Source organism: Janthinobacterium saanense (genome assembly GCF_014200675.1).
Classification (GTDB): Bacteria; Pseudomonadota; Gammaproteobacteria; order Burkholderiales; family Burkholderiaceae_D; genus Janthinobacterium.
Window position 1 is genome coordinate 1 of record NZ_JACHCI010000022.1, and the last position, 12,020, is coordinate 12,020.

10 protein-coding genes are annotated in these 12,020 nt (G+C 59.8%); 9 read left to right on the forward strand and 1 reads right to left on the reverse strand.

The window, feature by feature from the left end; genetic code table 11:
- Window positions 1-280: 280 nt before the first annotated feature.
- The 3 genes from HDE72_RS22970 to HDE72_RS22980 all read left to right on the forward strand — a co-directional run bounded on the left by HDE72_RS22970 (window position 281) and on the right by HDE72_RS22980 (window position 3,383).
- Window positions 281-1,441 carry an ATP phosphoribosyltransferase regulatory subunit gene (locus HDE72_RS22970; RefSeq protein ID WP_183746387.1) on the forward strand — a complete coding sequence of 387 codons (1,161 nt, stop codon included), beginning with the start codon at window positions 281-283 and terminating at the stop codon, window positions 1,439-1,441.
- Between the two features lie 3 nt (window positions 1,442-1,444).
- A complete protein-coding gene (locus tag HDE72_RS22975; RefSeq protein WP_183746390.1) occupies window positions 1,445-2,758 on the forward strand; it encodes an adenylosuccinate synthase in 1,314 nt (437 codons plus the stop codon).
- Between the two features lie 79 nt (window positions 2,759-2,837).
- Window positions 2,838-3,383 (forward strand): phosphoribosyltransferase, encoded by a 546-nt coding sequence (locus HDE72_RS22980; protein ID WP_183746393.1) that lies wholly within the window; start codon window positions 2,838-2,840, stop codon window positions 3,381-3,383.
- Window positions 3,384-3,437: 54 nt separating this feature from the next.
- On the opposite strand, the gene HDE72_RS22985 is transcribed toward HDE72_RS22980, so the two are convergent.
- A complete protein-coding gene (locus HDE72_RS22985) occupies window positions 3,438-4,331 on the reverse strand; it encodes a LysR family transcriptional regulator (protein WP_183746396.1) in 894 nt (297 codons plus the stop codon).
- Window positions 4,332-4,433: 102 nt separating this feature from the next.
- On the opposite strand from HDE72_RS22985, the gene HDE72_RS22990 reads away from it, so the two are divergent.
- The 6 genes from HDE72_RS22990 to HDE72_RS23015 all read left to right on the forward strand — a co-directional run bounded on the left by HDE72_RS22990 (window position 4,434) and on the right by HDE72_RS23015 (window position 11,859).
- Window positions 4,434-5,069 (forward strand): NAD(P)H oxidoreductase, encoded by a 636-nt coding sequence (locus HDE72_RS22990; protein ID WP_260176877.1) that lies wholly within the window; start codon window positions 4,434-4,436, stop codon window positions 5,067-5,069.
- A 100-nt stretch (window positions 5,070-5,169) separates the two neighbouring features.
- On the forward strand, window positions 5,170-5,679 hold the full coding sequence (locus HDE72_RS22995; RefSeq protein ID WP_183746399.1) for a GNAT family N-acetyltransferase: 510 nt from the start codon (window positions 5,170-5,172) through the stop codon (window positions 5,677-5,679).
- A gap of 12 nt (window positions 5,680-5,691) precedes the next feature.
- On the forward strand, window positions 5,692-5,997 hold the full coding sequence (locus HDE72_RS23000) for an NIPSNAP family protein (protein WP_183746402.1): 306 nt from the start codon (window positions 5,692-5,694) through the stop codon (window positions 5,995-5,997).
- Window positions 5,998-6,447: 450 nt separating this feature from the next.
- A complete protein-coding gene (locus tag HDE72_RS23005) occupies window positions 6,448-8,319 on the forward strand; it encodes a TerB N-terminal domain-containing protein (protein ID WP_183746405.1) in 1,872 nt (623 codons plus the stop codon).
- Window positions 8,316-9,623, forward strand: a complete 1,308-nt coding sequence (locus HDE72_RS23010; RefSeq protein ID WP_183746408.1) for an ATP-binding protein — start codon at window positions 8,316-8,318, stop codon at window positions 9,621-9,623. Before HDE72_RS23005 ends, HDE72_RS23010 begins: the two co-directional genes overlap by 4 nt.
- A gap of 16 nt (window positions 9,624-9,639) precedes the next feature.
- A complete protein-coding gene (locus HDE72_RS23015) occupies window positions 9,640-11,859 on the forward strand; it encodes a DEAD/DEAH box helicase (RefSeq protein ID WP_183746411.1) in 2,220 nt (739 codons plus the stop codon).
- The last annotated feature ends 161 nt before the right edge of the window (window positions 11,860-12,020 follow it).

Sequence of the window (12,020 nt, forward strand, 5' to 3'; positions counted from 1 at the left end):
CTTGACCTCAACTACTCGAACCGCCCGGTGCGGACCCGCATGCCGGGTGGTGTGGCAGGGGAGCGGCCTTCACGGCTGTCCCCTATGCCGATTGCGGGGCCGGGCCTTGCAGGAAGGCGTAGAATGGCCTTTTTTTCACCGGATATGCCACGCAAGGCGAGAACTTATCCCTAAACGGCGCTGTTTTCGCGTAAAATATCAGGTTCGGCCTCTTGCCTGGCGCGCCCGCCGCTGCCTCGCATGGTGCATTTTTCAACTTTCTTCCGTATCTCGCTCCCTCATGCCGAATTGGCTTTTGCCCGAAAATATTGCCGATGTTTTGCCGTCGGAAGCGCGCAAGATTGAAGAGCTGCGCCGCCTCATGCTGGATAATTTCCGTCTGTACGGATATGAACTGGTGATGCCGCCGCTGCTCGAGTATCTGGAATCGCTGATGACCGGCGCTGGCAAGGATACCGACCTGCGCACCTTTAAACTGGTGGACCAGCTGTCAGGCCGCATGCTGGGCCTGCGCGCCGACATGACCACGCAAGTGGCGCGTATCGACGCCCATTTGCTGAACCGCGCCAGCGTCACGCGTCTGTGCTACGCCGGCAGCGTGCTGCATACCCGTCCGTCGGGCTTGCACGCGACCCGCGAACCGCTGCAGATCGGCGCCGAGATTTATGGCCATGCTGGCCTGGAAGCCGATGCCGAGATACAGGAACTGGCGCTCGCTTCGCTGGCCCTGGCCGGCTTTGACGCAGTGCGCCTCGATCTGTCGCACGTGGGCCTGCTGCGCGCTATCATTGCGCAGGATGCCCAGGCGGTGCGTGACGAGTCTGCACTGTACAGTTTGCTGCGCGCCAAGGATGCACCGGGCTTGCGCGAGCTGACCGCGAGCTACGATGCCGTCACGCGCGATGCGCTGCTGGCCTTGCCTGGCCTGTATGGCGATATCGACGTGCTGACGCGTGCGCGCGACGTGTTGCCGCCGCTGCCGGGCGTACTCAAGGCGCTGGCCGAACTGGCCGCGCTGGCAGGATCTGCTTTGGGCCGCGCCGAAGTGGCGATCGACCTGGCCGACCTGCGCGGCTACCAATATGAAAGTGGCGCGATGTTTGCGCTGTATGTACCTGGCTTGCCGAACGCAGTAGCGCGCGGCGGCCGTTATGACCACGTCGGCGAAGCGTTCGGCCGGGCACGTCCCGCGACCGGCTTCTCGCTCGATTTGCGCGAACTGGCGCGTTTGCTCCCAACCGCGGAACGTAAGCATTCGATCCGCGCGCCATGGGGCAGCGCACCAGAATTGAAGGAAAAAATCGCCGAGTTGCGCAAGGCGGGCGAGGTCGTGATCCAGAGCTTACCGGGTCACAGTAATGAACAAGACGAGTTCGAGTGCGATCGCGCGCTGGTACTTGCCGATAATGGTAGTAGCTGGATTCTTAAAAACTTAGGTTAAGTGATGTCAAAGAAAATTATGGCAAAGAACGTCGTTGTCATCGGCACCCAATGGGGCGATGAAGGTAAAGGCAAGATCGTCGATTGGTTGACCGATCACGCCCAAGGTGTGGTGCGCTTCCAGGGCGGCCACAATGCAGGCCACACGCTGGTCATCGGCGGCGTGAAAACCGCACTGCAACTGATCCCGTCGGGCATCATGCGTCCAGGCGTCGCCTGCTACATCGGTAACGGCGTGGTCGTTTCCGTGCCGGACGTACTGCGCGAAATCGACAAGCTCGAAGCCGTCGGCGTTGAAGTCGCCTCGCGCCTGAAAGTGTCGGACGCCGCACCAGTGATCCTGCCTTACCACTCGGCACTCGACCTGGCCCGTGAAGCTGCACGCGGCGCGGCCAAGATCGGCACCACCGGCAAGGGCATCGGCCCAGCCTACGAAGACAAAGTGGCGCGCCGCGCCATCCGCGTCGCCGATCTGCTGAACGAAAGCCGTTTCGCTGAAAAACTGGCCGAAAACCTGGATTACCACAACTTCGTGCTGGAGCACTACCTGAAGGCGCCGCGCATCGATTACCAGAAAACCCTGGATGACGCGCTGGCCTACGTGCCACGTCTGCGTCCCATGGTCACTGACGTATCGAGCGCGCTGTACAAAGCCCACAAGGCTGGCGCCAACCTGCTGTTCGAAGGCGCGCAAGGTTCCCTGCTCGACGTCGACCACGGTACGTATCCATTCGTCACCTCGTCGAACTGCGTGGCCGGCAATGCCGCCGCCGGTTCGGGCGTGGGTCCTGGCATGCTGCACTACATCATGGGCATCACCAAGGCCTACACGACGCGCGTCGGCTCCGGCCCGTTCCCGTCGGAACTGCCTACCGATGCAGGCGTCGGCCACCACCTGGCGCAAGTCGGCCATGAATTCGGCACCGTGACGGGCCGTGCCCGCCGCTGCGGCTGGTTCGATGCAGCCTTGTTGCGCCGCTCGGTACAGATCAACGGCGTGACCGGCATGTGTTTGACCAAGCTGGACGTGCTGGACGGTATCGAAACGCTGAAGCTGTGCACCGGCTACACCATCGACGGCGAGTCCGTGGACATCTTCCCATCGGGCGCTGAAGAAGCCGCCCGCTGCGTGCCAGTGTACGAAGAGATGCCAGGCTGGACGGAAAGCACGGTCGGCGCGAAATCGCTGGCAGCCTTGCCAGCAACGGCGCGTGCCTACATCAAGCGCATCGAAGAGCTGGTCGGCGTGCCGGTAGACATGGTGTCGACGGGCCCGGACCGCGAAGAAACCATCGTCCTGCGCCACCCATTCGAATAAACTGTGTTGGACACAATCCGCCGCAAGGCGGATTTTTTTAACCCCGCATATCCACATTCATAACAAAAAATTTAATATCATGACTACCCCACAATCGAACGATCAACACCTTTGGGTCAACTGGGAAGAATACCACCGCCTGATCGAGCGCCTGGCGCTCAAGGTATACGAATCGGGCTGGAAATTCGACCAGGTGCTGTGCCTGGCGCGCGGCGGCGTGCGCCCTGGCGACGTTTTCTCGCGCATCTTTGATTTGCCACTGGCCATCCTGTCGACCAGCTCCTACCGCGAAGACAAGGGCACGACCCAGGGCGACCTCGATATCGCCAAGTACATGACCATGACCAAGGGCCCGCTGGCTGGCCGCATCCTGCTGGTGGACGACCTGGCCGATTCCGGCGTCACCCTGGATAAAGTCACGCGTCACCTGAAGGAAAACTTCCCAGGCGTGACCGAAGTCAAATCGGCCGTGATCTGGCTGAAAGGCTGCTCCGTGGTCCGTCCTGACTACTTCCTGGACGAACTGCCACACAACCCATGGATACACCAGCCGTTCGAAGACTACGATGGCATTCGCCCGCACCAGCTGGCAGCCTGGATCAAGAAAGGCGAAACGGCTAAATAATTACCCGTTATACCCACCATAAAAGCCGCGCCCGAGAAATTGGGCGCGGCTTTTTTACCATTTGAATTCGCGGGCAAACGCCAGGAACAGGCGGAAACCATGCGGCATCTGGCGCCGGCTCGGGTAGTACAAATGGAAGGCGGGCCGGTCGACCAGCCAGTCGTCCAGCACCGTTGTCAGCCGGCCTGCGCTTACCAGGTCGCGCACCTGCTCCACATGAAAGATGCCGATGCCGGCGCCGCGCAAGACGGCGTCCAGCGCCAGGTCCATGTCGTTGACGGCGATATCGCCATTGACGTCGATCGCCAGCCGCGTGGCCCCCTGTTCGAACTCCCAGCGGTAGGCGCTTTCCCTGGTCGGAAAACGGAACACCACGCATTTGTGGACCAGCAGGTCCTTCGGGTGCTGCGGCGGCGGGGCACTGTTGAAGTAATCGGGCGTGGCGGCCACGGCAAAACGCACGGCTGGCCCAAGCTGCACGGCGATCATGTTTTGTCCCACGATCTCGCCCAGGCGCACGCCCGCGTCAAAGCCTTCCTTGATCACATCCGATAATTTATCTTCCGCGACGATTTCCACCTTCATGCCGGGATACTGTTTGACGAAGGCGGTGGCCAGCGGCAGCAGCACCAGCCGCGCTGCCTGGCGCGCCGCTGTAATGCGCAGGGTGCCGGTAGGCGTATCGCGCAGGGGTGACAGCATCTCGACGGCGCGGTGGATATCGAGCATGGCGGGCGCCAGATTGTCGTACAGCTTTTGTCCCGCTTCCGTCAGCGAGACGCTGCGTGTGGTGCGGTTGACCAGGCGCAGGACCAGCCTTTCTTCCAGCTGGCGCAGTGCATGGCTGACGGCCGACGAAGACACGCCCAGCTCGATGCTGGCGGCGCGGAAGCTGCGGTGCCTGGCGACGGCGGCGAAGGTGGCAAGGTCGGAGAGGCTGGCTTTCATTGATGAATTTTTCTCAGTTCTGATGTCATATCTTAGCTCTTATCAGGACAATTGGCGCGGCGTAAGCTGGCCGCCTTGATGACATCTTCAATCGGAGAAAAAATGGAAACGGCAGAAAAAATGAATGCGGGCGTGGATACGCGCAAAAAAATCCAGCTGATCTGGGCGCACCCGCGCAGCGATTCGTTGACCGCGCGCGTGGTGGCGGGTATCCGGCAAGAAGCCGGCGCGCAAGGATGGGTAGTGGAAGAACTCGATCTGTACCGCTGCGGTTTCAATCCTGTCTTGCGGGAAGAAGACGAACCTGACTGGGCCAGCGAGCAGCAAGTTCATTCTGCCGAGGCGACGGCGCTGGCGCAGTCGCTGGACGCTGTTGACCATATCGTGGTGGTCTTTCCTGTCTGGTGGTATGCCGTTCCCGCCATGCTCAAGGGGTATATCGACCGCGTGTGGAATTATGGCCTGGTGTATGGCGATGGCAAGCGCATTCCTGCATCTTCCATCCGCTGGGTGGCACTGGTGGGTGGGGCGCAGGCAAAATTCGAGGCGCATGGCTGGGACCAGCAGATGAAAAAACTGCTCAACGATGGTATTGCCGCGTATTGCGGCGTATCCGATTCTTTGATCACCTTCCTCTACAATACGATCGCTTTCGAGGAAGCGACCGATGATATCGAACAGCACCATGCGGTGCTGATCGGCCAGGCGAGTGCCCTGGTGTCCGGTCTGGCCAGATAGTACTCGGAACTGTGGTGCAGGGCTGTCGCGCCACGGTGCATGCGGTTAGAATGAGTCTTGTCAAAGTGATCGCAGATCACTTTTATCTGGAGACCCATACATGACCGTATTGCATACGGCGCGCCTGCGCCTGGAACCGATTAGCGAAGCCCACTACCAACGCATGCGGGTGATGAACAGCGATCCCGAAGTGATGACCTATCTGAACGCGGGCCAGCCGGAGCCGGAAGAAAAAACCCGCATGGCCGTGGAGCGTACCAAGCAGCGCTGGGCCGAATGGGGGTATTCGTGGTGGGCCTTGATACGCCTCGATGATGGCGTGCTGGTCGGCATGGCTTGTTTGCAGCATCTCGATGGCGACAAGAACCAGCCGCATGAAATCGGCTGGCGCCTGGCCCGTGCAGGCTGGGGGCAGGGTTATGCCAGCGAAGCGGCCAGCGCCATCGTCGCGCATGCCTTCGACGTCGTCAAAGCCCCCGAAGTCGTCGCCGTGGCCCATCCCGATAACGCCGCCTCGATCAAGGTCATGACGCGCCTGGGCATGCAGTACCAGGGTCGAGGCGTGCATTACGGTCTTGAGTCGGTGGTGTACCGCTTGCCGCGTCCATGATACTGGAAAACCATGATTACCTGCCTCATTCGCTACCTCATCGACCCCTATAAACTGAAAGAATTCGAAGCCTACGGCAAACTGTGGATCCCTCTGGTCGAACGCTTCGGCGGCCAGCACCACGGTTACTTCCTGCCATCGGAAGGCGCCAGCAACGTGGCGCTTGCCATGTTTTCGTTTCCCAGCCTGGCCCTGTACGAACAATACCGCATCGACTCGCAGCAGGACGCCGGCTGCCAGGCCGCCTTTCTGTACGCCGAAGTAACGCGCTGCATCGTCAGTTATGAGCGCAGCTTTTTCAGGCCGGTGTTTGCCTGAACCGCTGAATAATCGAGGGAGTGATAAACCATTCGAGTATTTCTGCTCTTTCATGCCCGTTGTAAAAAACAGCAACATGCAGCTAAAGCGTTTCTTTTTATTGTTATTATGGATATGATGGACGTGGGTGTTTTTATGCTATCTATTTTTGAGCTGTCGCCTATGCATTAGCTGGTGGTCAAAACAGGGGAGAATAGTGGGCAAAAGAATCTTGGTCCTTCATTATTCTGGTCCTTGATTATCTGTGTTTTGCTGGTGCTGATCCTGATAGCACCTGTTTCGGGAATTGCCGGCACTTTATCGCTGCTGGCCGGATGTGCGTATGCCGGTGTCAGGTATTATTATCATCAACTCAATAAATCCCGTGCCGACAGGGAGGCGCTGCCGCCAGCACTGCTTTCGGCGCCTGAAGTCCAGACCCCTCCATTGATCGTAGCGACGCCAGTGACCATGAATGCAAACGACGATAGCAAGCACTTATTTTCTGACAGTCCTGGCGAAACAAGCGATGCGCCTGTCGATTACCTGATTCCGCCGCCGCCGTCGCAAGCATCCATGGCGCAATGGTATCCACGCAATGCATCCATTGATATCGCCGGCTTGTCCATCGCTGCCGGCATGTTGTATGTGGGGGAGCGCCTGCCGGGAAAAGATGGCACGCCCGATCCATGCCTGATCGATCCACGCAAACCAGTGGAATTGAAGGCTGATTACACACAAGACCACCATGTGCATACGGACTGGCCCAATTATTCCGACGCCTCGCCACGCGCACGCGGCGCTTATCTGCGTTGGCTGGCCGATGGGCGTAGTAGCCCCGAGGCCCATATCAGCAATATCTGGCTATTTTTTTATGGACTGGAGCGGCGGGTTTTTATCGACGCTGTTGCAGACCGTTCCATTTCTGCCGAATTCAGTCAAATCTCCAAAGAATTACACCGGCTGCTGAAACATTACGGCGCCAGCTCGGCTGATTTCACCAGGCAGTGCAAGGCCTTGCTCAATTTCCTGACTTTTTATTCTGTACCGGCCAGATTATATGAACAAACGATACCCGAGTTTCCGCTGGAAGCCGGTTTTGCCATGTATCTGCGGGTAGCGATAGGCCAGGCGATAGCCGATAAACGTCCGATTCCTGCCGAATTGGCGTGGGCCTGGATACGGTGCGATCCTGATGTGAAGTTGGGCACGGCGGCACTACGCCATCCCGATGTATTCCGTACCCTGTTCCTGGCGCAGTATCGCCGCGCGTTTGGCGATGGACTCAGCATAGCGGAAGGGCGCCGCAGACTGGGATACACGTATTTTCCCGCCTCGCACGCTTTGCGCGATGAAATCGGCATCTCTCTGGATCTCGGCGATATCACCGACGTCAGCGTATTGAGCGAGCCGGTGATGGCGCTGCAAAAAATGATCGATGCCTGCGCCCCTGAGCTTGATGCCCATCAGCGGCTGCAGCAAGATATGCTGTCCAGCGCGCCGGCTGGCAATACGCTTGCGCTGCATGCATCGCTACCGGATGCGGGCGATGAAACGCTGGCGCCATCCTGCGATACCGCCTCGTTCAGCATTGAATTGCTGATCGTGCTGGCCCAGGCCGAAGGCGTATGGCGCGACGATAAACTGGCCTTGCTTGATCCGCACATCGCTGCGTGGCGCCATCTGGCGCCGGCCCGGCAACAGCGGCTGAAGGCGCGCATCCGCGTGTTGTCCTGCGAACCGGTACCGATGGCGTCGCTGCAGCGCAAGATCGCGGCGCTGGACCAGGCAGTTCGCGATGGCGTGGCAAACAATCTGCTGGCGATGGCGCAGGCTGGCGCCAGCCTGATGCCCGACGAGGTGACGATACTGGGGCGTTTGTTTGCCCTGCTGGGTTGCGACGCGGCGCTGCTGGATCAGCAAGTCCATGCGATGTTTGGTGCGCCTGTGATCGCGCTGGAGCAGCCAGCTTCCAGCGGCATCAAGCTCGATCTGGCGCGTATCGCTGAACTCCAGCAAGACAGCGCCAGGGTAGCGACTTTGCTGGGCGATATTTTTACCGACGATCATGCGCCTGCGCCTGCAATGGCCACGCCTGCCCTTGAAGAAGGCGCCTTGCCCGGTCTCGACGCGGCCCACTCGCACTTTGTACGCAAGCTGCTGGCGCGTGCGGCCTGGTCGCGTGGCGAACTGCTAGCGATGGCGGGGCAACTGGACATCATGCTCGATGGCGCGCTGGAACGCATCAATGAAGCGAGCCTGGATGCGTTTGACATGCCTTGTACCGAAGGCGACGATCCGATTGAAATCAATCCTGAAATCCATGAAAGAATTAGCGCATGAATGCTCCTGTTATTCGTCCCCGCGACCGCGACGCGGTGATACAGTCCTTGCGCGCCGGCGTGGTTCCCCGTGCCGGCCAGCATTTGATACAGGTCGGCCGCAAGCATGAAGTGGAAACCCTGGTGGCAGACCTGGACCGGATCGCCGATGGCGGTTCGACCATCCGTTTCGTGATCGGTGAATATGGTGCTGGCAAGACGTTTTTTCTCAATCTGATACGTTCGGTAGCGATGGAGAAAAAACTGGTCACCGCGAATGCCGACCTCAATCCCGACCGGCGCCTGCACGCCACCGGCGGCCAGGCGCGTTCGCTGTATGCTGAACTGATGCGCAATCTCTCCACCCGCACCAAGCCCGATGGCGGGGCGATGGCCGGCATTGTCGAGCGCTTCATTACCAACGCCAAGTCCGAGGCAAAGGCGCAGGACAAGAGCAGCGAGGAAGTCATCCGGGAAAAGCTCGAGCATTTGACGGAAATGGTCAACGGCTACGATTTCGCGGAAGTGATAGCGGCGTATTGCAAGGGTTTTGAAGCGGGCAACGAGCAATTGAAAGCCGATGCGGTCCGCTGGCTGCGCGGCGAATTCAATACCAAGACCGAGGCGCGCCAGGCGCTCGGTGTGCGCGCCATCGTTGACGATGCCTCGTTTTATGACCAGTTAAAACTGTTTGCGCGGTTTGTCCGGCTGGCGGGCTATGCCGGTTTCGTGGTTTGCCTCGATGAACTGGTCAATTTGTACAAACTGTCCAATACCGCCGCCCGCAATGCCAACTATGAACAGATCTTGCGGATATTGAACGACTCGCTGCAAGGTTCGGCGGTCGGCCTGGGATTCATTTTGGGCGGCACGCCCGACTTCCTGACTGACCCGCGCCGTGGCTTGTTCAGCTATCCTGCATTGCAAAGCCGGCTGGCCGACAATACCTTCGCCAAGGCGGGCCTGGTCGATTACAGCGGACCGGTGCTGCGTTTATCGAGCCTGGCGCCCGAGGATTTTTATGTGCTGCTGCAAAAGCTGCGCAATGTGTACGCCTTTGGCGACGCGGCGAAATTCCTGCTGCCCGATGATGCGCTGCCAGTCTTCATGGAGCATTGCGCGCGCCGGCTCGGCGACAGTTATTTCCGCACGCCGCGCACCACCATCACGGCCTTCATCAATTTGCTGGCGGTGCTGGAACAAAATCCGCGCGCCTCCTGGCAGGAGCTGCTGGGTTCCGTCGAGGTGCGCGCCGATCATGGCGGCGCCAGCGACGGCGACATCGAGGCCGAGGAGGATACGGAACTGGCCTCCTTCAAGCTCTGAATCAGGTGCCGGCGCCATGACGCAAGCACAGTCATCCTCGTTTGCGCTGCTCGACGGGCGCATCCAGCGCTGGATATGGGCGGAAAACTGGAACGCCATGCGCGATGCCCAGGAGCGGGCGATTCCCGCGCTGCTGGCGTGCGACCATGATGTGCTGATTGCCGCCGCGACGGCAGCGGGCAAGACGGAAGCGGCCTTCCTGCCTATCCTGACGCACTTGCTGGCCGATGGCGAGGGGACGGGGCTATGCATCTATATCAGCCCGATCAAGGCCTTGATCAATGACCAGTTCCTGCGGCTGGAGCGCTTGTGCGAGCAGCTCGATATCCGCGTGTGGCCATGGCATGGCGACATTTCCTCTTCATCCAAGCAGCGCTTTTTCAAGCAGCCGTCCGGCGTGGTGCTGATCACGCCGGAGTCGCTGGAAGCCATGCTGTGCAACCGTGGTTTCCAGGTGCCGCAGTTACTGGCAAAGCTGCGCTACATCGTGATCGACGAACTGCACGCCTTTATCGGCACAGAACGGGGCAAGCAATTGCAGTCGTTATTGCAGCGCCTCGAGCTGGCTGTGGGGCGCAAGGTCGTGCGCGTCGGCTTGTCTGCCACTTTGGGCGACCTGGGCATGGCGGCCGAATTCCTGCGCCTGCGCGCTGGTGCCGAGGTCGAGATCATCCATTCCAATGCCGATCCGGCGCGGCTGGACCTGCAAATCAAGGCCTATGTGGAGCCTGCGCACTTGCCGGAAGCCGAGCATGCCGTTGTCGCCACTTCGCCCGTCTTGATCGCGCAGCATTTGTTCGACACCTTGCGCGGCTCGAACAATCTGGTATTCCCGAATAGCCGCAGCCTGGTCGAGGAATATGCGTATTGCCTGGGCCGCCTGTGCGAATCGCAGCAGATCGTCAATGAGTTCTGGCCGCATCACGGCAACCTGTCGCGCGAGATTCGCGAGGAGACGGAAGCGGCGCTGAAAAACAAGCAGCGCCCTGCCACCGCCATTTGTACCAACACCCTGGAACTGGGCATCGATATCGGCGCGGTGAAAAGCATCGCGCAAGTCGGCAGTCCGCCATCGGTGGCCAGCATGCGCCAGCGGCTGGGCCGCTCAGGACGGCGGCCCGGCGAGCCGGCGATTTTGCGCGGTTATGTGATTGAACATGAGTTGACAGACCAGTCATCGCTGGAGGTGCAATTGCGCATCGGCTTGTTGACGTTTGCCGCCATGGTCAGTCTGCTGCTGGAAAAATGGGTGGAGCCGCCAAAAACGGGTGGCTTGCATTTTTCCACTTTGATACAGCAGTTATTGTCCTTGATTGCGCAGCGCGGCGGCATGCAGGCGGGCGACGCCTACCGCACGCTGTGCGTGCAAGGGCCGTTTTCCGGGCTGGAAAAAAGCGATTTCCTCGACTTGCTGCGGCATATGGGCAAACTCGAACTGATACAGCAAGAGTCGTCCGGCCTGCTATTGCACGGTTTAAAAGGCGAGCGCATCGTCAACCATTATTCCTTCTATGCCGCTTTTGCAGCCGAAGAGGAATACCGCGTGGTGTGCGACAGCCGCGTGCTGGGCTCCCTGCCCATATCGAGCGCCATCGGTATCGGCGACTTTATTGTTTTTGCCGGCAAGACCTGGCGCGTCGAAAACATCGATGAAGATGGCAAGACGATTTTGGTCAGCAAGACATCCACCGGAAAAGCACCGGCATTTACAAGTTCTGGCGGCCAGTTGCATGCGAAGATCAGGGAGCGCATGCGCGCACTGTATCGCAGCACCGAGCTGCCGCGCTTTCTCGATGCCGAGGCTGTCCGCCTGCTGCAGGAAGGGCGCGGCAGCTATGCGCGTTTTGGTCTGGATGAACGCTTGCTGCTGACGCAGGGCGGCGCCATCTTCTTAATGACATGGCTGGGCGGTCAACAGAACGAGGCCCTGGCGGCCGTGCTGCGGCGCGCCGGATTGACGGTGGCGATCGGTGGCCCGATGATAGAGATTTTTGCCGCCGAAACCAGTATGCAGCGCGTTGCCGGGTGCTTGCTTGCCTTCGCCCGCCAACCCCTTCCCGACGCCCAGGCCTTGCTGGAGGGCGCGTACAACCTGCGCAGGGAAAAATGGGATTGGGCCTTGCCCGAGCACTTGCTGAAAAAATCGTTTGCCAGCTTGCAGATGGATATTGCTGGCGCCCACGCGTGGGCGCAGCAGCACGCGCACGCGCTGGCGGACACTTCGGCGCGTGATTAGCCTCTACTTGACTGCGACCGGCGATAGTCAAGCGGCGTGCTAGCCACCAGCTCCACAAACTGGCGATGGAAATGGGCCTGGTCAGCGGCACGCTGACCATCCGCATTGCCGATGGCCAGCATTGTTATGCACTGAGCTACTCGCTGCCGCAGTAGCTTGTT

Excerpts from the sequence above, each read along its gene's own strand:
- HDE72_RS22970 (WP_183746387.1), top strand. The coding sequence starts at position 281 with ATGCCGAATTGGCTTTTGCCCGAAAATATTGCCGATGTTTTGCCGTCG.
- HDE72_RS22975 (WP_183746390.1), top strand. The coding sequence starts at position 1,445 with ATGTCAAAGAAAATTATGGCAAAGAACGTCGTTGTCATCGGCACCCAA.
- HDE72_RS22980 (WP_183746393.1), top strand. The coding sequence starts at position 2,838 with ATGACTACCCCACAATCGAACGATCAACACCTTTGGGTCAACTGGGAA.
- HDE72_RS22985 (WP_183746396.1), bottom strand. The coding sequence starts at position 4,331 with ATGAAAGCCAGCCTCTCCGACCTTGCCACCTTCGCCGCCGTCGCCAGG.
- HDE72_RS22990 (WP_260176877.1), top strand. The coding sequence starts at position 4,434 with ATGGAAACGGCAGAAAAAATGAATGCGGGCGTGGATACGCGCAAAAAA.
- HDE72_RS22995 (WP_183746399.1), top strand. The coding sequence starts at position 5,170 with ATGACCGTATTGCATACGGCGCGCCTGCGCCTGGAACCGATTAGCGAA.
- HDE72_RS23000 (WP_183746402.1), top strand. The coding sequence starts at position 5,692 with ATGATTACCTGCCTCATTCGCTACCTCATCGACCCCTATAAACTGAAA.
- HDE72_RS23005 (WP_183746405.1), top strand. The coding sequence starts at position 6,448 with ATGAATGCAAACGACGATAGCAAGCACTTATTTTCTGACAGTCCTGGC.
- HDE72_RS23010 (WP_183746408.1), top strand. The coding sequence starts at position 8,316 with ATGAATGCTCCTGTTATTCGTCCCCGCGACCGCGACGCGGTGATACAG.
- HDE72_RS23015 (WP_183746411.1), top strand. The coding sequence starts at position 9,640 with ATGACGCAAGCACAGTCATCCTCGTTTGCGCTGCTCGACGGGCGCATC.